The following is an 18,793-nucleotide window of genomic DNA, read 5'->3' on the forward strand; positions in this document are numbered from 1 at the left end:
GCACCCGGGCCGGTTCGATACCCTTGGGAGAACGTAATATCAGCACCCCTGACAACAAACAGAACCGCAAGAATCAGGAAATCCGTGTGCCGCGCGTCCGCGTGATCGGCAGTGACGGAGAAATGATCGGCGTGTTGTCGCGCGACGAAGCGCTGTCCATGGCCGAAGATGAAGGCCTGGACCTGGTCGAAATCCAGCCGCAGGCCGATCCGCCGGTCTGCAAGATCATGGACTTCGGCAAGTTCAAGTTCGAAGCGCAGAAGAAGGCCAGCGAGGCCAAGAAGAAGACCAAGCAGGTCGAGATCAAGGAAGTGAAGTTCCGTCCGGTCACGGACGAGGGCGACTACCAGATCAAGCTGCGCAAGATGCGCGGTTTCCTTGAGGAAGGCGACAAGATCAAGGTCAACATCCGCTTCCGTGGCCGTGAAATGAGCCACCAGGAACTGGGTCGCGAGATGGCCAACCGGATCGAGACCGATCTGGGCGAGGACATCGTCATCGAATCCCGTCCGCGCCTGGAAGGGCGTCAGATGGTCATGATGATCGCGCCGAAGAAGAAGACCTGAGGCCTGACGGGCCGCCTTCCGGGGCGCCTGGCTGAATGGTTCAGGGTAAGGGGGCGCCGCTGGCGTCCCTTTGCTTTTGCGGCAGGCCGGTGAATTGCCGGCGAAAGGGTTGCGGGGGCTGGTGGCAGGGCGGTTTTGCCTGTATCATGCCCGGCTCGACCCACCCAGGACGGGTCGTACGCCGATCATGGCAGGACGGAAAGAGCGGCCCAGGCCGCCGCCAGATCAGTCAGAAACCAGGGTCATATCCCATCAAGGACATTGCAATGCCCAAGATCAAGACCAACCGGGCAGCGGCCAAGCGTTTCCGCAAGACCGCCTCGGGCAAGTACAAGTGCGGCCACGCCAACCGTAGCCACATCCTCACGAAGAAAGCGACCAAGCGTAAGCGTAATCTGCGTCAGACGGGCCATGTCCGTGCAGAAGACGCAGGCCGTCTGGACCGCATGCTCCCTTACCTCTGAGGAACTGAAAAATGGCACGAGTTAAGCGTGGCGTACAGGCGCGTCGCCGCCACAAGAAGATTCTGGATCTCGCCAAGGGCTATTACAACGCCCGTCGCAAGGTCTTCCGCGTCGCCAAGCAGGCGGTCATCAAGGCACAGCAGTACGCCTACATCGGCCGTAAGCAGAAGAAGCGCAACTTCCGTTCGCTGTGGATCACCCGTATCAATGCGGCTGCCCGCATCAACGGCCTGAGCTACAGCCGCTTCATGAACGGTCTGCTGAAGGCCGGCATCACCCTGGACCGCAAGGTCCTGGCTGACATCGCCGTGCACGACGCAGCCGGTTTTGCTGCGCTGGCCGAAAAGGCCAAGGGCGCGCTGGCGGCATAAGTCCTTCCCGATGCCGTAACCGTTCACTCGGAACGGTGTCAGGTCAAGGCAATGCATGGGGAAGGGCGCAAGTCCTTCCCCATTCTTTTTTGGGTCCCGGCGAGGCCACGACGGCAGCGCGGGGACGGCGGTGGCGACAGGGGTCGGCCCTTCGCGCATCGCGATGGCAGATCGACTGGAGTTCCGGCCCCCCCATGAGCGACATCCAATCCCTCACCACCCAGGCGCTGGCCGATGTGGCCGCCGCACAGAGCCCCGACGTGCTGGAACAGCTGCGCGTGGCCCTGCTTGGCAAGAGTGGCAGCATCACCTCGCAGCTCAAGCAGCTTGGCGCCTTGCCGGCCGACGAGCGCAAGGCCGCCGGTGAAGCGATCAACCAGGCCCGCGACGCGCTGACCCGCGCGCTGGGCGAGCGCAAGGCGCTGCTGGAAGACGCGGCACTGGATGCGCGCCTGGCTGCCGAAGCCATCGACATCACCCTGCCGGGCCGCAATGGCGACCGTGCCGGCCTGCACCCGATCACCCGCACCCTGGAGCGCATCACCGGCATCTTCGGCCGGCTGGGCTACGAGCTGTCGGAAGGACCGGAGATCGAGGATGACTGGCACAACTTCGAGGCGCTGAACTTCCCGCCGCACCACCCGGCGCGCGCCATGCACGACACCTTCTACTTCGGCGACGGCCGCCTGCTGCGCACGCATACCTCCGGTGTGCAGGTGCGCTACATGGGCGACCACGCGCCGCCGCTGCGCATGATCGCCGCCGGCAAGGTGTACCGCAGCGACAGCGACCAGACCCATTCGCCGATGTTCCATCAGGTGGAAGGCCTGCTGGTGGACGAGCATTCGACCTTCGCCGACCTGAAGGGCACGTTGGCCGAGTTCGTGCGCGCGTTCTTCGAGCGCGACTTCGAGATGCGCTTCCGCCCCAGCTACTTCCCGTTCGTTGAACCGGGTGCGGAAGTGGACATCGCCTGGCAGCAGCCCGATGGCAGCACCCGCTGGCTGGAAGTGCTCGGCTGCGGCATGGTGCATCCGAACGTGCTGCGCAATGTCGGCATCGATCCGGAGCGCTACACCGGCTTTGCCTTCGGCATGGGCGTGGAGCGCTTTGCGATGCTGCGCTACGGCGTCAACGATCTGCGCGCGTTCTTCGAGAACGACGTGCGCTTCCTGAAGCAGTTCGCGTAAGCCGCAACCGTGTAGAGCCGAGCCATGCTCGGCTGCTTTTCTGGATGGACGCATCCTTGCGCATGCGCTGGGCGACCACAAAAACCGCAACGGGAGGCACGCCTCCCACCAGGGTGACACCATGAAATTCTCCGAAAACTGGCTGCGCAGCCACGTCCCGACCTCCGCCCCGCGCGATGAACTGAGCGCGGTGCTGACCGCCATCGGTCTGGAAGTGGAAGAGGTGACCGCGCTTGGCGACGGCCTCGACCACGTGGTCGTGGCACGCATCGTCGAAGCCGTACGCCATCCCGAAGCCGATCGCCTGCAGGTGTGCAAGGTCGATGCCGGGCAGGGCGAGCTGCTGCAGATCGTCTGCGGCGCACCGAACGCGCGTCCGGGCCTGGTCGCGCCGCTGGCGATGGTCGGTGCGCAGATCGGCGAGCTGAAGATCAAGCCGGCCAGGCTGCGCGGCGTTGAGTCCAACGGCATGCTGTGCTCGGCCAAGGAGCTGGGCCTGGACAATGATGCGTCCGGCCTGCTGGAGCTGCCGGACGGCGCACCGGTCGGCCAGTCCCTGGTCGAGTACCTGGGGCTGCCGGACGCCAGCATCGAGATCAAGCTGACCCCGAACCGCGCCGACTGCTTCAGCCTGCGTGGCATCGCCTACGACGTGGCTGCGGCCACCCGCAGCGCAGTGCTGGATTTCGCCGCCGATGCCATTGCGCCGGTCGGCAGCCGCGAACTGTCGATCCAGCTCGACGCCGGCGCCGAAGCGCCGCGTTACCTGGGCCGCGTCATCGAAGGCGTCAACGCCGCCGCCTCGACCCCGCTGTGGATGGCCGAACGCCTGCGCCGCAGCGGCGTGCGTCCGGTCTCGCTGCTGGTCGACATCACCCAGTACGTGATGCTGGAGCTGGGCCAGCCGATGCATGCCTACGACCTCGGCACCCTGCAGGGCAGCATCGCCGTGCGTCGTTCGCGCGCTGGCGAGAGCCTGAAGCTGCTGGACGGTCGCGATGCCACATTGGACGACAGCTTCCTGGTGGTTACCGATGCGGACCGTGCGGTCGGCCTGGCCGGCCTGATGGGCGGCTTCGACACCCGTGTCACCGATGCCACCACCGCCGTGTTCCTGGAGGCCGCGCACTTCGCTCCGGCCGCGATCATGGGCCGTGGCCGCAAGCTCGGCCTGCACACCGATGCCGGCCACCGCTTCGAGCGCGGCGTCGATCCGGCGCTGCCGCGCACCGCCATCGAATACGCCACCCGGCTGGTGCTGGACCTGGCCGGCGGTACCCCGGCGCCGGTCACCGAGGCCGTGCGCGTCGATGACCTGCCGCAGCCGGCGACGATCGAGCTGCGCCGCGCCCGCATCACCCGCGTGCTCGGTATCACCATCGACGACGCCGAAGTCGAGCGCATCCTGCGCGCGCTGGGCATGGACGTGGTCGCCACCGCCGACGGCTGGCAGGTCGCCGCGCCGAGCCGTCGCTTCGACATTGCCATCGAAGAAGACCTGATCGAAGAACTGGCCCGCATCCACGGTTACGAGCAGATCCCGACCACGCTGCCGGGCGGTGCCTCGCGCGTGGCGATGCCGAGCGAGACCCAGCTGGACGCGCTGAGCGTGCGTCGCCAGCTGGTCGCTCGTGACCAGCAGGAAACCGTCAACTTCGCCTTTGTCGACGACGCGCTGCTGACCCAGTGGCAGCTGCGCGACGGCCTGGTGCCGCTGGCCAACCCTCTGTCGGCGGAGTTGGCGGTGATGCGTCCGTCGCTGCTGCCCGGCCTGGTCGCCACGCTGGGCCGCAATGCCGCGCGCCAGCTGGGCCGCGTGCGCCTGTTCGAGATCGGCCGTGTGTTCGCCCAGCAGGCTGGCGACGGCCAGCCCGCACCGCTGGAAACCCCGCGCGTGGCCGCTGCCGTCTGTGGCGATGCGCAGGCGGTGCAGTGGGGCCTGCCGACCCGCAAGGTCGATTTCCATGACCTGAAGGGCGACCTGGAATCGTTGGCCGCCGCCAGTGGCGCGCAGCTGGAGTTCCGTCCGTCGGCCCGTGCCTACGGCCACCCGGCCCGTTCGGCCGAGGTGTTCCGTGATGGCGTGGCGATTGGCTGGATTGGCCAGGTCCACCCGCGGCTGGCCAAGGCGATGGACATCGAAGCCGATGTGTACGCCTTCGAGCTGGACCTGGAGCCGCTGACGGCCCGCCGCCTGCCGCGTGCCGGCGAGCTGTCGCGCTTCCCGGCGGTGCGTCGCGACCTGGCGTTCCTGGTGCCTGAACAGGTGGCCTGGGCCGATCTGGCGGCCACCGTCCGCCAGGCTGCCGGCCCGCTGCTGCGCGACCTGAACCTGTTCGACCGTTACGTCGGCCAGGGCGTCGAGCCGGGATTCAAGAGTCTCGCTATGGGCTTGATTTTGCAGGACAAGTCGCGCACTCTGACGGACCGCGACGTGGATGCGGTGGTGGCCGAGGCGGTCACTGCCATCGAGCGTGAACACCACGCCCGGATCCGCGGCTGAGCGGGCAGCACTCGGGGGTAGCAGGCAATGGCATTGACCAAGGCGGAGATGGCGGAAAAGCTGTTCGACGAAGTCGGTCTGAACAAGCGGGAAGCCAAGGAATTCGTCGACGCGTTTTTCGATGTGCTGCGTGAAGCATTGGAACAGGGACGTCAGGTGAAGCTGTCGGGCTTCGGTAATTTCGATCTGCGGCGCAAGAACCAGCGCCCGGGTCGCAACCCAAAGACCGGCGAGGAAATTCCGATTTCCGCCCGTACGGTGGTCACCTTCCGTCCGGGCCAGAAGCTCAAGGAGAGGGTGGAAGCTTATGCTGGATCCGGGCAGTAACCGCGAACTACCGCCGATCCCGGCCAAGCGCTACTTCACCATCGGTGAGGTCAGCGAGCTGTGCGACGTCAAGCCGCACGTCCTGCGCTACTGGGAAACCGAGTTTCCCAGCCTTGAGCCGGCCAAGCGCCGAGGCAACCGCCGCTACTACCAGCGCCACGACGTGCTGATGGTGCGGCAGATCCGCAGCCTGCTGTACGAACAGGGCTACACCATCGGTGGTGCACGCCTGCGCCTGGACGGCCCCGATGCCCGCGAGGAATCGGCGCTGAGCAACCAGATCATCAAGCAGGTGCGCATGGAGCTGGAAGAAGTGCTGCAGTTGCTGCGCCGCTGATCCCATTTCCATCGTAATCCGCTATACTTCACGGCCCGCCGCACTGGCGGGCACATCGCAGCATCAGTCGGGGCGTAGCGCAGCCTGGTAGCGCATCTGCCTGGGGGGCAGAGGGTCGTCGGTTCGAATCCGGCCGTCCCGACCACTGTGATGAATCAAGAAGCCTGCGCAGCGATGCGTGGGCTTTTTTGTGCGCGCGGTGTATGCTGCGCGCCACTCGTACTACCGCGGCTGCTGAACCCGGTACTCACGAGAACACATCATGGAATCTGCAAGAAACCGTGCCTGGCGTCGCAGCCAGGCTCGCAACCGCGGTGGCGACCGCGCTACGACCGCCTACAGCTACAAGCCCGAGAAGAACTGGAAGCTGCTGTACACGCGCGATGCCAAGCTCGCGCGTGCACGCCAGCTGGGCTTCACCTATCCGGTCCTCGGCGCCCGCCAACTGCAGGAACAGGAATGATCAACCTGCTGTTCGTCTGCAGCCGCAACCAGCTGCGCAGCCCGACCGCCGAAGCCATGTGGCGACGGCGGCCCGGCTTCGCAGCGCTGTCGGCCGGCACCAGCCCGCATGCACGACGCCCCATCGGCCCGGCGGATATCCGCTGGGCCGATGTCATCTTCGTGATGGAGGCCAAGCACCAGCATCGCCTGCAGGCCACGTACGCGCGCCTGCTGGAGCACAAGCGCCTGCATTGCCTGGACATCCCCGACGACTATCGCTGCATGGATCCGGTGTTGATGGACCTGCTGGACGCCAAGGTGGCCGTGTATCTCGAGCAGCTGCCGGCAAAGCGGTAGATCAGCTCCGGATCGCCTTCGTCCAGTCCATGCACGATGCCGTGGTCGATGAAACCGGGCGTGGCGAGCAGGCGTTGCATGCTGGTGGTGGATGCATGGGGCGAAGTGAAGCGCTTGCCGTGGTCCTGCAGCGCGATGGCGTGCGCATGACCAATCGCTGCAGCCAGCGCGCGGCCGGCAGTCAATACACCCGGAACTCGGCCCTGCAGCCATCGCTGACCCAGATACCACGGCGGTCCCAGCCCCAGTTGTGGTCTTCGACGCAGGTCGTCACCGATTTCTGCTTGACCATGCGCACCTCATGACGCACGCGGATGCGGCATTCCTTGTCCTTCTTTTCGTAGGACTCACAGACCAGGCGTTCACCCTCGTCGTCGCGATCACGGCCCCGGCCGCGTCCCGGCCAGTGGCCATGGTCGTCGGCGACGAACTCGGCACGGCAGCCATCGGTCACCCACAGCATGCGACGGCTCTGGCCCCAGTTCTGGTTTTCCACGCAACGGGTGACCGACAGTTGCCTGGCCAGGCGCATCGGGCCCGCGATCGGGCATTGCTCGGTCTTGTTGAACTGGGATTCGCAGCGAAGCGCGGGAATGTGCGCTGCGTCGTAATCCTGGGCGGCCACGGTGGTGGCTGCAAGCAGCATGGCCAGGGAGATGCCGCCAATGGGCAGCAGCAGGCGATGGGTCATGGGGGCCTCGTTGAGGGAACGGGGCGGCAAGAATGACCCAGCCCGGGTCCATTGGAACGCTTCGTTCCCGACGTGGCTCAGTGGGGATTTAGTAGTGCGCGCGGGTCCATGCAGAGGCTTACATCCCGTATCATCGCTGCACATCCGATCGCATCGGGTTACACCTTATTACACGTCTTCCACGCCTGTTGGCGCGGCCTGTGGCGGCCGTCACTGGCGCGCGGCCGGGCTGTGGAGGACGATGCGCGGACCACGACGACCACAGGGGGTTGCGTTGATCAGCAGTATCGTCATTCATCGCTCGGTAGGCGCAGGCGCCGCCGAGGTGCAGGTCCTGGACACCACGTTCAAGGGCAAGCATGTGTTCGTTGCCTGGGGGCTGCGCGGGCCGGAACTGACCCGCAGCGCGGACCCGGCTGCCACTGTGGCTGCGCGCAAGGCGTTGCAGGCCGTGGCAGGCCACAGCGAGGGGCCGCGCAGCCCGGAAGTGTTCATTGCCAACCAGTCGGCGGTGGCGATCACCGTCTATCGCCTGCTCACCGAAGCGCGCTCGGGAGATGGCGTCTTTTTCCTGTGTGATTCACAGGCCGTGGTCGACTGGTTGATCACCGCGCTGGAAGTCCGCGACGCAGGCTGATTCCGCGTCGCGCATTGCGCCGTCTCAGCCGAGTGCTGCATCCACCGCAGCCAGCGCATGCAGGGTGGTGGTGTCGAACAGCGGTACTGCGCTGTCTTCCGGCCGTACCAGCAGCATGATCTCGGTACAGCCCAGGATGATCGCTTCAGCGCCGCGCTCGACCAGGCGCGCGATCACGCCGGCGTAGAGCTGCCGCGAGCGCTCGCTGACCACGCCGGCAATCAGCTCCTGATAGATGATGTCGTGCACGTTGCGGCGGTCATCGGCATCAGGCACCAGTACCTCCAGGCCGAAGCGTTCCTGCAGGCGGCCTCGATAGAAGTCCTGCTCCATGGTGAAGGCAGTGCCGAGCAGGCCCACTTTGCGCGCACCTGCCTGCAGGATCGCGGTCGCGGTCGGATCAGCGATGTGCAGCAGCGGCAGCGTGCAGGCCGCCTCGATGCGATCGGTCAGCTTGTGCATGGTGTTGGTGCAGATCAGCAGCAGGTCGGCGCCACCCGCCTGCAGGCGGCGCGCGCCATCGACCATGTGATCGCCCAGGGTGTCCCAGTCGCCGTCGTGCTGCAGCTGCTTGATACCGGCGAAATCCACCGACCACAGCAGTAGCTGTGCCGAATGCGCGCCACCGAGGCGATGCCGCACCGCCTCGTTGATGAGCCGGTAGTACTGCGCCGAGCTTTCCCAGCTCATGCCGCCGATCAGGCCAAGAGTCTTCATGCGCTGCTCCAGGGAAGAGGCTGTCATTGCAGCACAGATGGGCACGGGCGTGCGGTGCGTGCCATCTGTAACCTCCACATCCGTGCCGTGCTGTATGTGCCGCGCGGCGCGCCCACGGCCTATGCTGGTGCGGTCTTCCGAGGTGGGTGTCGAATGGCCCTGCATACCTGGTGGTGGTTCCTGGCCACGGTCTTTGTCCTGTGCGGCACGCCGGGGCCGAACATGCTGCACATCCTGGGCCGCAGCGTCGGGCTGGGTTTCCGTGGCAGCGTTCCGGCGATGGCAGGATGCCTGCTGGCGATGCTGCTGGTGCTGGCCGCGTCCGCTGCCGGCCTGAGCGCGCTGCTGCATTCCTCGCCGATGCTGTTCGAAGTGCTGCGCTATCTGGGCGTGGCCTACCTGGCCTGGCTGGGCCTGAAGGCATGGCGCGACAGCTGCCGACCTGCGCCACCGGTGGCGGTGGATGCCGCAGTGCCGATGACACCGGCGCTTGGTGCCTGGACGGTGTTTCGAGGTGGGCTTCTGGTTGGCCTGAGCAACCCCAAGCTGCTGTTGTTCGCTGCTGCGTTCCTCCCCCAGTTTGTCGATCCGTCGCGCAGCCAGGCCGTGCAGTACAGCGTGCTGGTGGCCACCTTCGCCGCCTGCGAACTGTTCTGGTACGTGATGTACGCGGCGGGTGGGCACGGCCTGCGCCGCTGGTTGGCCAGGCCGTTCGCGCGGCGCTGGTTCGAGCGCCTGGTCGGAAGCGTGTTCCTGGCATTCGCGGTCGCGCTGCTGCGCTTCCGGCCGCGTTGATTCACGCCGCGCACGCGGCCTGTTCACGATTGCGGCATCGGCCAGGGCCTAGCCTGATCATCCAGTACGCAGTCCCCGCAGGGAAAGGTTTGACATGATCAAGTGGGCCATCATCTTCGCCGTCATCGGTGTGATCGCAGGCGTGCTCGGCTTCGGCGGCATTGCCGGTGCGGCGGTCGGCATCGCCAAGTTCCTGTTCTGGGCCGGCATCATCATCGCCGTGGTGCTGTTCCTGCTCGGCATGACCGTAGCGAAGAAGGTCAGCTAGTGTTGATCGCGCAGCAGCGTGCTCAGTGTGCGCTGCTGCGCGAGAACAGGTTGATCACCAGGACGCCGGCGCAGATCAACCCGATGCCGATCAGGGCCGGCGCATCCAGGCGCTGCTTGAACACCACCAGCCCGATCAGCGAGATCAGCACGATGCCGACGCCGGACCAGATTGCGTAGGCGATGCCGGTCGGGATCGACTTCATGGTCATCGACAGCAGGTAGAAGCACAGCCCGTAGCCGACCAGTGCGCCCAGTGTCGGCGCCAGTCGGCTCATGCCGTCGGACGCTTTCAGCAGTGATGTGGCAATCACTTCCAGCACGATGGCAGCGGCAAGGTAGAGGTAGGGATTCATCGAGCGCTCCAGCTCACTGCGGGTCGCACAGTTTCAGGGCCTGTTCGGCCATGGCCAATGCGTTGGCACGTTCTTCCTCGTCCAGCGGACGTCCATAGGCCGTGGCCCAGTAGCCGTCGGCAGCGCAGCGCGCCGCATACAGTCGGGGATCGTTGGCTTCGTCGGCGAATTCGGCCAGCATCGCGCGCTTCCATGTACGCCAATGCGCGAGCAGGGCCGGTTCCATCAGGTTGCCCAGGGTCAGGCCGATGTCGTTGTCCTGTTCCTGCTGCAGCAGATGCTCGAAATTGGCCTGCACATAGGCGCGGCTGAAACGGCCATGGCCTTCGGGGTTTTCCTGCAGCAGGGCACGAACCCGCGTTTCGAACTCGCCGATGAGTGCGCCGATGGCTTCATCCACCAGTGCCTGCTTGCTGCTGAAATGATGGAACAACGCACCCTTGCTGACACCGGCGGCCTGCGCGACGTCCTGCACGGTCAGCGCGGCCAGGCCGTTACGGCCGATCACTTCAATGGTGGCCTGCAGCAGTGACTGGCGCACGCTGTCGGGCGCCTTGCGGCGCGAACGGGAGGGGGATGCGGACATGGCAGGAAGAAACCGACTGGACGGTACGATTGTAACGCAGGCCCCGCCGCGTTACCGCGTGCTGCCGGCCAAGGCCGGCAGCGGAACCGTCATGCGTCGATGCGGGCGAAACGCGGTTGCGGTCCGTGCTCGCCGGGCACCTGCTCGACGAACATGGCGTACGGGCGTACCCACAGGCCACCTTCGCCATACAGCGCGCGGTACAGCACCATCGGCTGCAGGGTCTCACTGCTGCGGACGATGTCGAGCACTTCGTACTCGCCGCCCTTGAAGTGGCGGTAGCGGCCTGGGGCCAGGGTGGGTAGCGGACTCAGCTCAGCCATGGTGGGCGCGACTCACTTGCGCGCCGGGCTGGCCGGCTTTGCGCAGTAGGCATTGATGGCCTCGGCGGTATTGGCCAGGCCCTGTGCCTGCGCCAGTTCCCACGGGCGCTCGCAACGCTGGCTGTGCTCGCACCACTGGTAACCGGCCGAACCGATGCAGCCATGGGCATCGCGATCGCCACCGACGACCGGTGTGGCGGCTGCAGCATCGGCGCGCGCAGCTGCCTGATCCTGGCTTGCGCAGGCGGCCAGGGCCAGCAGGGCTGGAATCAGAAGAAGCGCTTTCATCGGGTGGGCTCCGTGCCTAAAGCAACAGTGTCTGCCGCAGCCTTGCCGACAGCAAGCGCTCAGTGCACGGCGGCTCGGATCAGTTCCTCGATCAGCACGAGGTAGCTGGCCACGAAGTAGAACTTCAGCAGCGTCCAACGCTGCTGCGAGAAGAAGGTGCGCATGTGGAAGGGGCCCCTGTTGATGACGGTAGTGTGAAGCCCTGCCAACTCCGTGACAAGGGTCACGAAAGGGATTCACTAAACGGCCTCAGGGATGTGAGGGCGGGGCGGTCTGACAGTGTGGCGCGGCATTTTCGTACAAATCTGATGGGCCATCCCGGAGGCACTCGCTAGCCTGATGGTGTACCGGCGCTCAGGGTCTTCCGCTGCTGGCGTGCCTTCATTCCGCAGGAGTCTTCCAATGGTCATTACCGTTCAATGCAACGCCCGGCACTGGTCCGTGCTGGATCCGCAGGCGCATGACGCCACCCGTTATGCACGAGGCACCGAGGCCTTCGATGTCGCCGCGGCGCGGGCCCTGGAGCACCACCGCCGTACCGGCCAGCGCAGCACGGTACGGGTCGAGGCGTTCGGCAGTTCCGTGGACGCGCTCCACGTCGGAGGTTGACGCCATCGGCCGGGGCCGCAGTCAGCCACGGTTGAGTTGTTTGAATGGGGAAAAAACCGCCATGGGGCGCCCCCCTGTGCGCCGCGCCACGAATCCCGGATGCTTGCGCCATCGTATTCATCTGGAGATATCGATGGGCAAGGCACTCACCTGGCGCACCCTGGCCTGCACGCTGCTGCCGATGCTGGCCGCCGCAGGCGGCGCGCAGGCGCAGAGCTATGGCTACGGTTACGACGATGATCGCTATGGCGGTCGTGATGGCGGCGGCATCGTACGCTGCGAATCGATCAAGAACCGCAGCAATGAATGCCGCCTGGAAGGCCGTGCCCGGATGATCCGCCAGTTGTCGGGTTCGCCGTGTGTCGAGGGTGAGACCTGGGGGCAATCCCGCTACGGCGTCTGGGTGACCCAGGGCTGCCGGGCCGAGTTCGTTGGCGAGTACCGTCGTGGCGGTGGCTGGGGTGGTGGCCATGGCAACGGCTGGGGCAATGGCGGCAGTGGCTGGGGTGGGGGTGAGGTGATCACCTGCCATTCCAACGGCCACCGCCAGGAGTACTGCGATGCCCGCATCCGTCGTGGTGTGCGCCTGGTCCGCCAGGATTCGCGCAGTGCCTGCATCGAAGGCCAGACCTGGGGCTGGGACCGCCGTGGCATCTGGGTCAGCGACGGCTGCCGGGCGCAGTTCCAGGTGAATTGAGCGCGCCACTCGAAAATCAGAATAATCTGATACAGCTCACATTTTGAACGTCGTATCTTCTGCGATCAGGGCACCCCTGCGTGCCCCTGATCCGTCGTGATGAAGTCTGCCGTAACCGGCACGCCGTCCCGCTACCGTCGATACGCTGCCTCAAGGAGTGAGCCGCATGTTGATCCGCCTGCAATGCGAACAGCGCCAATGGCGCGTGCTGCATCCGGACCGGCCGGAGCCGATCGATTTCCGCGACGGTGCCCGGGCCTTCGACTTCGCTGAAACCCTCGCACGCCTCCACTTCGTCGACACCGGGCAGCGCGCTGCCGTGCGCGTGGAAGCCAGCGGTGCCTTCGTGGAAGCGGTCAGCTACGGCTGAGGGCTGGGGCTCCCGGCCAGATCCTGTTCCCGGAGCCCGCTATCCACGCATGGCGTGGCTCTACTTCGCATTTGCTTCCACGCATGGCGTGGATCGACCCTTGTTCCGCAGTAGAACCACGCCATGCGTGGATCCACTGGGTCGTGGCCGGCTCAGCCTGCCGCGCTGAGCGGCGGGGTGCCGGCGGCCAGCTGTGGCCAGCGCTTGAGTACCGCCGCGCGGATGCCCGCGGCATCGATACCGGCTTCGGCCAGCAGGTCCTCGCGGCTGGCATGGTGCTGGTAGCTGTCGGGCAGGCCCAGGTGCAGGATCGGGCGCAGCACGCCCTCGGCATTGAGCAGCTCACCGACACCGGAGCCGGCGCCACCGGCCACCACGTTGTCTTCGATCGTGACCAGGCCCTCGTGCTGAGCGGCGACAGCCAGCACCAGCTCGCGGTCCAGCGGTTTGATGAAGCGCATGTTGACCACGCTCAGGCCCAGTTCGCGGCCGACCTGTTCGGCAGCGGCCACGGTGCTGCCAAACGCCAGCAGGGCGACGCGGCTGCCCTGCTGGCGCAGCTCGCCCTTGCCGATCGGCAGGGTGGCCAGATCGGTGCCGGCTGCAACGCCGGTGCCGGTGCCACGCGGATAGCGCACAGCGGCCGGGCCCGGGTGCTGCAGGCCGGTGCTGAGCATCTGGCGGCACTCGGCTTCGTTGGATGGCGCCATCACCACCAGGTTTGGCACGCAACGCAGGAAGCTCAGGTCGAGGTTGCCGGCATGGGTTGCACCGTCCGGTCCGACCACGCCGGCGCGGTCGATCGCGAACAGCACGTCCAGGTCCTGGATCGCCACGTCATGCACCAGCTGGTCGTACGCGCGCTGCAGGAAGGTCGAATAGATCGCCACCACCGGCTTGCCGCCCTGGGTCGCCATGCCGGCGGCCAGCGTGACCGCGTGCTGTTCGGCAATCGCCACGTCGAAGTAGCGCTGCGGGTATTCCTTGCTGAAACGCACCAGGCCGGAGCCTTCGCGCATCGCCGGGGTGATGCCGTACAGGCGCGGCTCGGCGGCGGCGGCATCGCACAGCCAGTCGCTGAACACATCGGTGTAGGTCGGCTTCTTGGCGCCGGCCTTGGCCACCAGGCCCTTGTCCGGATCGAACGGGCCGACGGCGTGGTAACCGATCTGGTCGCCCTCGGCCGGCTCGTAGCCCTTGCCCTTGGTGGTCATCACGTGCAGCAGCTTCGGGCCCTTGGAGGCACGCAGCGTCTTCAGCGTGGACAGCAGGGCCGGCATGTCGTGGCCGTCGATCGGGCCGGTGTAATGGAAGCCCATTTCCTCGAACATCGTGGACGGCACGAACATGCCCTTCCAGTGCTCTTCCCAGCGCTTCACGAAGCGTGCCGGGTTGTTCTTCTTGTCGCCGAGGATCTTCTTGCCGCCTTCGCGCAGCGCGTTGAGCGTGCGGCTGCCGGTGGCACGGCCGAGCATCTTGGTCAGGCCGCCGACCGCCTCGGAGATCGACATGTTGTTGTCGTTGAGGATCACCAGCAGGTTCGGTTCCGGGTCCATGCCGCCGGCGTGCATCAGCGCTTCGAAGGCCATGCCGGCGGTCATCGCGCCGTCACCGATCACCGCCACGATCTTGCGATCGTCGCCTTCGGACTGGCGCGCGATGGCCATGCCGAGTGCGGCCGAGATCGAGGTGGAGGAGTGGCCGACGCCAAAGGTGTCGTACTCGCTTTCCTCGCGCTTCGGGAATGGCGCGACGCCGTCCTTCTGCTTGACGGTATGGATCTCGTCGCGACGGCCGGTGAGGATCTTGTGCGGGTAGGTCTGGTGGCCCACGTCCCAGACCAGCTGGTCGTGCGGGGTCTGGTACAGGTAGTGCAGTGCCACGGTGAGTTCGATCACGCCCAGGCCGGCGGCGAAGTGGCCACCGCTCTTGCCGACCGATTCGATGAGGTAGGCGCGCAGCTCGTCGGCGACCGCCCTCATTTCGGATTCGTCGAACGTGCGCAGGTCATCCGGTGTCTGGATGCGCGCGAGGCGGGGATAGCGGGCAGAGTCGATCATCATGTTCGCACTTGTTCTGAACGCCCATTTTCGCCCTCAAACGGGGGTGGGGCAAGCAAACGCCGCCGCCCGTGACAGGACGGTGAGGGTTGCATTTTCGGCGATTCAGGTGCTCAGTTTTGACCGCTTCGGCAATTGCGCCTTCAGGAAGGCCATCTGGTCGGCCAGGATGTTGCGGTTGGACAGGATCAGATGCTCGATCCAGCTGGGCCGGTAGGGCACCGCCAGCAGTGGCATTCCGGCCTGCTGCGGGGTGCGGTCGCTCTTGCGCGAGTTGCAGTGGAAGCAGGCGGTGACCACGTTTTCCCAGCAGTCCAGGCCACCCTTGGACAGTGGCATGACGTGGTCGCGGGTGAGCGTGGGGCGGTTGAACTGCTGGCCGCAGTACATGCACAGGTGGGCGTCACGGGCGAACAGGGCCGGGTTGGTCAGGTTCGGCGTCGGATCGATCGCGCGGGAGCGGGCGTGGCCGCGCGCGGCGATGATCGGGTGCAGGTCCATCCCGCTCTGCAGGCCGCTGAAGCGGTTGGTACCGCCGTGGATGTGCAGGCAGGGATCGCCGAGTGTCCAGGCGACGGCTTCGCGGGCGTAGAGGCACGCCGCATCCTGCCAGGTGATCCAATCCAGTACGCGTCCGTGGGCATCAAGTGAGAGCAGCCGGACGGAACCGGGTCGATGCAGCGTCGTGGCGTTGGGCGATGCTTCGGCGCCCGGAGCAGAAAACGGAGCTCCGGCTTCGATCAGACCCAAGCGTGTAGTGTCTGTCTCCATCGGGAGAACAGCTTATACCTGAATGTTGACGATTTGTGTATCGCCTGTCGGCGATACGCAAATCGTCAACATTCAGGTCCGCGCATTCGGCATCCCAGCCCGCCGTCGGCGGGCTGGGATGCCCACGCATTCTTCCTATTCCCCGCACCTGTCGGTGCGCCCCCTTTAACAAAAGGGGGCTTTTCTCCAGAGGGATGATCGAGGGCTGCCGGGCCGGGGTCGGATCCCTTTCCGCAGGAAAGGGCTCTGACCCCTTATCCACGCGTGGCGTGGATCTACTGTGTCGACCAAGGTCGACATCTACCAACAGCAGCAGAAATCTGTCGAGGACGGGGTGGGTCCGGTTGCGGGAGTGTCCGCGGCATGGGCCCGAGGCATGCCTCGGGCGGGTTGGGCAGGACGCCCAACCCCGGTCCTGCCGTGTGCGCAGGACAGCGCACACGAGCAAGCGGCGACCGAGGCTACAGGGACGTACTTGCGCCGTCCCCCGCAATTGGATCCGCCTCGCCATCCCGCAGGAAGCCGGCTTTTGCGGTTGCCGGCCAGCGGCCGGCACTACCGCGGGTGCCGGGCGGCCGCCCGGCTCAGGCGCCGAAGCGCTCGTCGTCCATGGCCATCAGCGGGGCGGCACCGGCCTGGATCGCGGCGGCGTGGCTGAGGGTGCGCGGCAGCACCCGGGCGAAGTAGAACCGTGCGGTCTCGCGCTTGCCCTGGGCGAAGGCGGCGCCGTGCGCGCTGGCATCGGCGGCGGCCACGCTGCGGGCCCACCAGTAGGCCAACACCACGTAACCCGAATAGAACAGGTAGTCGTAGCTGGCCGCACCCAGTTCGTCCGGGTTGGCGGCCGCGCGCTGCAGCACGTCCAGGGTCAGCTTGCCCCATTCGGCAGCCTTGGCGCGCAGTGGGCCGATGAACTCGGCCAGCGCTTCGTTGCCTTCATGTTCCTTGGCGAAGGCTTCGATCTCGGCCAGCATCAGCTTCAGGCCGGCGCCCTGGCTGGAGGCGGTCTTGCGGCCGATCAGGTCCAGTGCCTGGATGCCGGTGGTGCCTTCATACAGCGTGGTGATGCGGGCGTCGCGCGCCAGCTGCTCCATGCCGTGCTCGCGGATGTAGCCGTGGCCACCGAAGCACTGCAGGGCGTTGTAGGTGTTCTCGATGCCCCATTCGGTCTGGCAGGCCTTCGAGATGGGCGTGAGGAAACTCACCAGGGTGTCGGCGCGCTCGCGCTCGGCGGCGTCCTCGGCGTGGTGGGCGACATCGATCAGGGTGGCGGCGTGCAGGGCCAGCAGGCGGCTGCCCTCGACCAGTGACTTCACCGTCAGCAGCATGCGGCGCACATCCGGGTGGACCAGGATCGGGTCGGCCGGCTTGTCCGGGAACTTGGCGCCGCTGAGGGCGCGCGACTGCAGGCGCTCACGGCTGTACTTCAGCGCGTTCTGGTAGGCACGCTCGGACAGGCCGATGCCCTGCAGGCCGACGCCCAGGCGCGCGGTGTTCATCATGGTGAACATCGCCTGCAGGCCCTTGTGCGGCTGGCCGACCAGGTAGCCCTGTGCGCCATCGAAGTTCATCACGCAGGTGACCGAGCCCTTGATGCCCATCTTGTGCTCGATCGAACCGCAGCGCAGTGCGTTGCGCTCGCCGACGTTGCCGTCGCGGTCGACCTTGAACTTCGGGGTGACGAACAGCGAGATGCCCTTGGCGCCCGGAGGGGCGTCGGGCAGCTTGGCCAGCACCAGGTGCACGATGTTGCCGGTCAGGTCATGCTCGCCGGCAGTGATGAAGATCTTGGTGCCGGTGATCGAATAGCTGCCATCGGCGTTCGGCTCGGCCTTGGTCTTCAGCAGGCCCAGGTCGGTGCCGCAGTGCGGCTCGGTCAGGCACATGGTGCCGGTCCAGCGGCCCTCGATCAGCGGCTTGAGGAAGGCTTCGTGCTGCCAGGCCTCGCCGTGCTGCTTCAGTGCTTCGATGGCGCCGTGCGAGAGCAGCGGGAAGTTGCCCCACGCCAGGTTGGCGGCGTTGATCATTTCGTTGAGCGGCACGCCCAGGGTGTGCGGCAGGCCCTGGCCACCCAGTTCCGGCGAGGCGGTCAGGCCGGTCCAGCCGCCATCGACGAACTGGTCGTAGGCCTGCTTGAAGCCGGGCGGGGTGGTCACTTCACCGGTGGCCTGGTCGAGCACGCAGCCGATCTCATCGCCAACGCTGTTGAGCGGGGCCAGCACGGTGGCGCTGAAACGGCCAGCTTCTTCCAGCACGGCATCGACCACGTCGGCGGTGGCGTCGGTGAAGCCCAGGCGGGCGAACAGGGGTTCGACCTTGAGCACGTCGTGCAGGGCGAAACGGAGGTCGGAAAGCGGGGCGGTGTAGCTGCTCATCGGTACGTCTCGATTTGATCAGGGCAGGGGAGAGCGGCGCCAGGCGCCGCGACGGAAGGTGGAAATCAGCGCAGCACGCCCGGCAGGCCCGGAGCCTGGTTGAGGGTGCTGCGGCTGCTGATATCGAAGCTGCGCTGCTTCTTTTCCTGCGGCGTGGCCGCGACCGTTCCCTTCAGGCCATAGGCCAGGGTACGGTTGCTGGCCAGTGCATCGGCCACCACCAGGCGTGCGGCCGAACTGGGTACCAGGTCGACGTTGATGACGTCGGCCGAGGTGCCTCCGATGGAAATGCCCGGCTTGGCCTGCAGGGTGCCGGCGTCGCTGTCGCCAACGGTCAGCGCCAGCGAGACATCGTCGAAGGTCATCGGCATGGAGCTGAAGTTCTGCAGGCGCAGGGCCACGGTCCAGTTGCCGTCGGCGCGCACGGTCAGCTGCTGCAGGCTGGCCGCCGGTTCCGAAACACGCTTGACGATGCCGTTGCCACAGGCGGCAAGGGCGAGGGTGCTCAGGACGATCAAGGCGATACGGAAACGGTGGAGCATGGGCGCAGGTCCTCTGGAGGCGGTGCGTTGGAATAAGCATACTACGGCGTATGGTCGTTTGGATCGCCTGTGGCGACCCGTCGCAGAGGGTAGCGCGTGAAGGTGGCGGCCGGGCATGCGCAGCGCTGGATCTTCGGGCGCACGGTGCGC

The 18,793-nt window shown here is 66.2% G+C and carries 25 protein-coding genes, 1 tRNA gene and 1 pseudogene; 16 read left to right on the forward strand and 11 right to left on the reverse strand.

What is annotated here, in order from left to right:
- Nucleotides 1-23: 23 nt before the first annotated feature.
- From infC to AC5P57_RS09150, 10 genes are all read left to right on the forward strand, one after another.
- Complete coding sequence (gene infC / locus AC5P57_RS09105) at nt 24-566, forward strand: translation initiation factor IF-3 (RefSeq protein WP_079222586.1); 543 nt, start codon at nt 24-26, stop codon at nt 564-566.
- 266 nt (nt 567-832) lie between these two features.
- Nucleotides 833-1,030 (forward strand): 50S ribosomal protein L35, encoded by a 198-nt coding sequence (gene rpmI, locus AC5P57_RS09110; RefSeq protein WP_005410436.1) that lies wholly within the window; start codon nt 833-835, stop codon nt 1,028-1,030.
- Nucleotides 1,031-1,041: 11 nt separating this feature from the next.
- Nucleotides 1,042-1,401 (forward strand): 50S ribosomal protein L20, encoded by a 360-nt coding sequence (rplT, locus tag AC5P57_RS09115; RefSeq protein ID WP_005410435.1) that lies wholly within the window; start codon nt 1,042-1,044, stop codon nt 1,399-1,401.
- Nucleotides 1,402-1,595: 194 nt separating this feature from the next.
- Nucleotides 1,596-2,591, forward strand: a complete 996-nt coding sequence (locus AC5P57_RS09120) for a phenylalanine--tRNA ligase subunit alpha (RefSeq protein ID WP_005417865.1) — start codon at nt 1,596-1,598, stop codon at nt 2,589-2,591.
- Nucleotides 2,592-2,712: 121 nt separating this feature from the next.
- Complete coding sequence (gene pheT / locus AC5P57_RS09125) at nt 2,713-5,094, forward strand: phenylalanine--tRNA ligase subunit beta (protein WP_262234792.1); 2,382 nt, start codon at nt 2,713-2,715, stop codon at nt 5,092-5,094.
- 27 nt (nt 5,095-5,121) lie between these two features.
- A complete protein-coding gene (locus AC5P57_RS09130; protein WP_005410432.1) occupies nt 5,122-5,421 on the forward strand; it encodes an integration host factor subunit alpha in 300 nt (99 codons plus the stop codon).
- Nucleotides 5,402-5,758 (forward strand): MerR family transcriptional regulator, encoded by a 357-nt coding sequence (locus AC5P57_RS09135; protein ID WP_005410431.1) that lies wholly within the window; start codon nt 5,402-5,404, stop codon nt 5,756-5,758. The genes AC5P57_RS09130 and AC5P57_RS09135 overlap by 20 nt, the downstream gene beginning before the upstream one ends.
- A 68-nt stretch (nt 5,759-5,826) precedes the next feature.
- A tRNA-Pro gene (locus AC5P57_RS09140) sits at nt 5,827-5,903 on the forward strand.
- 117 nt (nt 5,904-6,020) lie between these two features.
- Nucleotides 6,021-6,221: a hypothetical protein gene (locus AC5P57_RS09145; RefSeq protein ID WP_099551920.1), complete on the forward strand. Its 201-nt coding sequence runs from the start codon at nt 6,021-6,023 to the stop codon at nt 6,219-6,221.
- Nucleotides 6,218-6,559, forward strand: coding sequence for a low molecular weight protein tyrosine phosphatase family protein (locus AC5P57_RS09150; RefSeq protein WP_099551919.1), 342 nt, complete (start codon nt 6,218-6,220; stop codon nt 6,557-6,559). The genes AC5P57_RS09145 and AC5P57_RS09150 overlap by 4 nt, the downstream gene beginning before the upstream one ends.
- On the opposite strand, the pseudogene AC5P57_RS09155 reads toward AC5P57_RS09150, so the two are convergent.
- Both AC5P57_RS09155 and AC5P57_RS09160 read right to left on the reverse strand, forming a co-directional pair.
- Nucleotides 6,547-6,702, reverse strand: a pseudogene (locus AC5P57_RS09155) (GNAT family N-acetyltransferase); the annotation flags it as partial. The gene AC5P57_RS09150 and the pseudogene AC5P57_RS09155 overlap by 13 nt on opposite strands.
- Before the next feature lie 38 nt (nt 6,703-6,740).
- The gene (locus AC5P57_RS09160; RefSeq protein WP_262234793.1) at nt 6,741-7,250 is read right to left on the reverse strand and encodes a DUF3011 domain-containing protein; all 510 of its coding nucleotides are present in this window, start codon (nt 7,248-7,250) and stop codon (nt 6,741-6,743) included.
- 241 nt (nt 7,251-7,491) lie between these two features.
- On the opposite strand from AC5P57_RS09160, the gene AC5P57_RS09165 reads away from it, so the two are divergent.
- Complete coding sequence (locus AC5P57_RS09165; RefSeq protein WP_099551917.1) at nt 7,492-7,887, forward strand: hypothetical protein; 396 nt, start codon at nt 7,492-7,494, stop codon at nt 7,885-7,887.
- Between the two features lie 24 nt (nt 7,888-7,911).
- On the opposite strand, the gene AC5P57_RS09170 is transcribed toward AC5P57_RS09165, so the two are convergent.
- Nucleotides 7,912-8,604, reverse strand: a complete 693-nt coding sequence (locus AC5P57_RS09170) for an aspartate/glutamate racemase family protein (protein WP_142806437.1) — start codon at nt 8,602-8,604, stop codon at nt 7,912-7,914.
- A 153-nt stretch (nt 8,605-8,757) separates the two neighbouring features.
- Between AC5P57_RS09170 and AC5P57_RS09175 the strand changes: the two genes are divergently transcribed.
- Both AC5P57_RS09175 and AC5P57_RS09180 read left to right on the forward strand, forming a co-directional pair.
- Nucleotides 8,758-9,399, forward strand: coding sequence for a LysE family translocator (locus tag AC5P57_RS09175; protein WP_262234794.1), 642 nt, complete (start codon nt 8,758-8,760; stop codon nt 9,397-9,399).
- Nucleotides 9,400-9,493: 94 nt separating this feature from the next.
- Entirely contained in the window at nt 9,494-9,667 is a 174-nt protein-coding gene (locus AC5P57_RS09180; protein WP_005410424.1) for a DUF1328 domain-containing protein, read from the forward strand.
- A gap of 22 nt (nt 9,668-9,689) precedes the next feature.
- Here the strand turns inward: AC5P57_RS09180 and AC5P57_RS09185 are convergent, their stop codons facing one another.
- The 4 genes from AC5P57_RS09185 to AC5P57_RS09200 all read right to left on the reverse strand — a co-directional run bounded on the left by AC5P57_RS09185 (nt 9,690) and on the right by AC5P57_RS09200 (nt 11,219).
- Nucleotides 9,690-10,022: an SMR family transporter gene (locus AC5P57_RS09185; RefSeq protein ID WP_005410423.1), complete on the reverse strand. Its 333-nt coding sequence runs from the start codon at nt 10,020-10,022 to the stop codon at nt 9,690-9,692.
- Nucleotides 10,023-10,035: 13 nt separating this feature from the next.
- Entirely contained in the window at nt 10,036-10,608 is a 573-nt protein-coding gene (locus AC5P57_RS09190) for a TetR/AcrR family transcriptional regulator (RefSeq protein ID WP_099551914.1), read from the reverse strand.
- 89 nt (nt 10,609-10,697) lie between these two features.
- The gene (locus tag AC5P57_RS09195; protein WP_019660549.1) at nt 10,698-10,931 is read right to left on the reverse strand and encodes a DUF1653 domain-containing protein; all 234 of its coding nucleotides are present in this window, start codon (nt 10,929-10,931) and stop codon (nt 10,698-10,700) included.
- A gap of 12 nt (nt 10,932-10,943) precedes the next feature.
- The gene (locus AC5P57_RS09200) at nt 10,944-11,219 is read right to left on the reverse strand and encodes a hypothetical protein (protein ID WP_099551913.1); all 276 of its coding nucleotides are present in this window, start codon (nt 11,217-11,219) and stop codon (nt 10,944-10,946) included.
- A 402-nt stretch (nt 11,220-11,621) separates the two neighbouring features.
- On the opposite strand from AC5P57_RS09200, the gene AC5P57_RS09205 reads away from it, so the two are divergent.
- The 3 genes from AC5P57_RS09205 to AC5P57_RS09215 all read left to right on the forward strand — a co-directional run bounded on the left by AC5P57_RS09205 (nt 11,622) and on the right by AC5P57_RS09215 (nt 12,895).
- Complete coding sequence (locus tag AC5P57_RS09205) at nt 11,622-11,828, forward strand: hypothetical protein (RefSeq protein ID WP_099551912.1); 207 nt, start codon at nt 11,622-11,624, stop codon at nt 11,826-11,828.
- 133 nt (nt 11,829-11,961) lie between these two features.
- The gene (locus AC5P57_RS09210; protein ID WP_262234795.1) at nt 11,962-12,525 is read left to right on the forward strand and encodes a DUF3011 domain-containing protein; all 564 of its coding nucleotides are present in this window, start codon (nt 11,962-11,964) and stop codon (nt 12,523-12,525) included.
- Nucleotides 12,526-12,691: 166 nt separating this feature from the next.
- Nucleotides 12,692-12,895 (forward strand): hypothetical protein, encoded by a 204-nt coding sequence (locus AC5P57_RS09215; RefSeq protein ID WP_005410416.1) that lies wholly within the window; start codon nt 12,692-12,694, stop codon nt 12,893-12,895.
- 152 nt (nt 12,896-13,047) lie between these two features.
- Here the strand turns inward: AC5P57_RS09215 and dxs are convergent, their stop codons facing one another.
- The 4 genes from dxs to AC5P57_RS09235 all read right to left on the reverse strand — a co-directional run bounded on the left by dxs (nt 13,048) and on the right by AC5P57_RS09235 (nt 18,643).
- A complete protein-coding gene (gene dxs / locus AC5P57_RS09220) occupies nt 13,048-14,955 on the reverse strand; it encodes a 1-deoxy-D-xylulose-5-phosphate synthase (protein WP_099551941.1) in 1,908 nt (635 codons plus the stop codon).
- A 105-nt stretch (nt 14,956-15,060) separates the two neighbouring features.
- Nucleotides 15,061-15,726 (reverse strand): HNH endonuclease, encoded by a 666-nt coding sequence (locus AC5P57_RS09225; RefSeq protein ID WP_019336875.1) that lies wholly within the window; start codon nt 15,724-15,726, stop codon nt 15,061-15,063.
- A gap of 584 nt (nt 15,727-16,310) precedes the next feature.
- Nucleotides 16,311-18,101 (reverse strand): acyl-CoA dehydrogenase C-terminal domain-containing protein, encoded by a 1,791-nt coding sequence (locus AC5P57_RS09230; protein ID WP_106548805.1) that lies wholly within the window; start codon nt 18,099-18,101, stop codon nt 16,311-16,313.
- 65 nt (nt 18,102-18,166) lie between these two features.
- Nucleotides 18,167-18,643 carry an LEA/WHy family protein gene (locus AC5P57_RS09235; protein WP_099604028.1) on the reverse strand — a complete coding sequence of 159 codons (477 nt, stop codon included), beginning with the start codon at nt 18,641-18,643 and terminating at the stop codon, nt 18,167-18,169.
- Between the last annotated feature and the right edge of the window lie 150 nt (nt 18,644-18,793).

It is taken from the genome of Stenotrophomonas sp. YJH_SMC_79 (assembly GCF_059367995.1).

Coding starts and splice junctions, on each gene's coding strand:
- rpmI (WP_005410436.1), top strand. CDS start 833: ATGCCCAAGATCAAGACCAACCGGGCAGCGGCCAAGCGTTTCCGCAAG.
- rplT (WP_005410435.1), top strand. CDS start 1,042: ATGGCACGAGTTAAGCGTGGCGTACAGGCGCGTCGCCGCCACAAGAAG.
- AC5P57_RS09120 (WP_005417865.1), top strand. CDS start 1,596: ATGAGCGACATCCAATCCCTCACCACCCAGGCGCTGGCCGATGTGGCC.
- pheT (WP_262234792.1), top strand. CDS start 2,713: ATGAAATTCTCCGAAAACTGGCTGCGCAGCCACGTCCCGACCTCCGCC.
- AC5P57_RS09130 (WP_005410432.1), top strand. CDS start 5,122: ATGGCATTGACCAAGGCGGAGATGGCGGAAAAGCTGTTCGACGAAGTC.
- AC5P57_RS09135 (WP_005410431.1), top strand. CDS start 5,402: ATGCTGGATCCGGGCAGTAACCGCGAACTACCGCCGATCCCGGCCAAG.
- AC5P57_RS09145 (WP_099551920.1), top strand. CDS start 6,021: ATGGAATCTGCAAGAAACCGTGCCTGGCGTCGCAGCCAGGCTCGCAAC.
- AC5P57_RS09150 (WP_099551919.1), top strand. CDS start 6,218: ATGATCAACCTGCTGTTCGTCTGCAGCCGCAACCAGCTGCGCAGCCCG.
- AC5P57_RS09160 (WP_262234793.1), bottom strand. CDS start 7,250: ATGACCCATCGCCTGCTGCTGCCCATTGGCGGCATCTCCCTGGCCATG.
- AC5P57_RS09165 (WP_099551917.1), top strand. CDS start 7,492: ATGCGCGGACCACGACGACCACAGGGGGTTGCGTTGATCAGCAGTATC.
- AC5P57_RS09170 (WP_142806437.1), bottom strand. CDS start 8,604: ATGAAGACTCTTGGCCTGATCGGCGGCATGAGCTGGGAAAGCTCGGCG.
- AC5P57_RS09175 (WP_262234794.1), top strand. CDS start 8,758: ATGGCCCTGCATACCTGGTGGTGGTTCCTGGCCACGGTCTTTGTCCTG.
- AC5P57_RS09180 (WP_005410424.1), top strand. CDS start 9,494: ATGATCAAGTGGGCCATCATCTTCGCCGTCATCGGTGTGATCGCAGGC.
- AC5P57_RS09185 (WP_005410423.1), bottom strand. CDS start 10,022: ATGAATCCCTACCTCTACCTTGCCGCTGCCATCGTGCTGGAAGTGATT.
- AC5P57_RS09190 (WP_099551914.1), bottom strand. CDS start 10,608: ATGTCCGCATCCCCCTCCCGTTCGCGCCGCAAGGCGCCCGACAGCGTG.
- AC5P57_RS09195 (WP_019660549.1), bottom strand. CDS start 10,931: ATGGCTGAGCTGAGTCCGCTACCCACCCTGGCCCCAGGCCGCTACCGC.
- AC5P57_RS09200 (WP_099551913.1), bottom strand. CDS start 11,219: ATGAAAGCGCTTCTTCTGATTCCAGCCCTGCTGGCCCTGGCCGCCTGC.
- AC5P57_RS09205 (WP_099551912.1), top strand. CDS start 11,622: ATGGTCATTACCGTTCAATGCAACGCCCGGCACTGGTCCGTGCTGGAT.
- AC5P57_RS09210 (WP_262234795.1), top strand. CDS start 11,962: ATGGGCAAGGCACTCACCTGGCGCACCCTGGCCTGCACGCTGCTGCCG.
- AC5P57_RS09215 (WP_005410416.1), top strand. CDS start 12,692: ATGTTGATCCGCCTGCAATGCGAACAGCGCCAATGGCGCGTGCTGCAT.
- dxs (WP_099551941.1), bottom strand. CDS start 14,955: ATGATCGACTCTGCCCGCTATCCCCGCCTCGCGCGCATCCAGACACCG.
- AC5P57_RS09225 (WP_019336875.1), bottom strand. CDS start 15,726: ATGGAGACAGACACTACACGCTTGGGTCTGATCGAAGCCGGAGCTCCG.
- AC5P57_RS09230 (WP_106548805.1), bottom strand. CDS start 18,101: ATGAGCAGCTACACCGCCCCGCTTTCCGACCTCCGTTTCGCCCTGCAC.
- AC5P57_RS09235 (WP_099604028.1), bottom strand. CDS start 18,643: ATGCTCCACCGTTTCCGTATCGCCTTGATCGTCCTGAGCACCCTCGCC.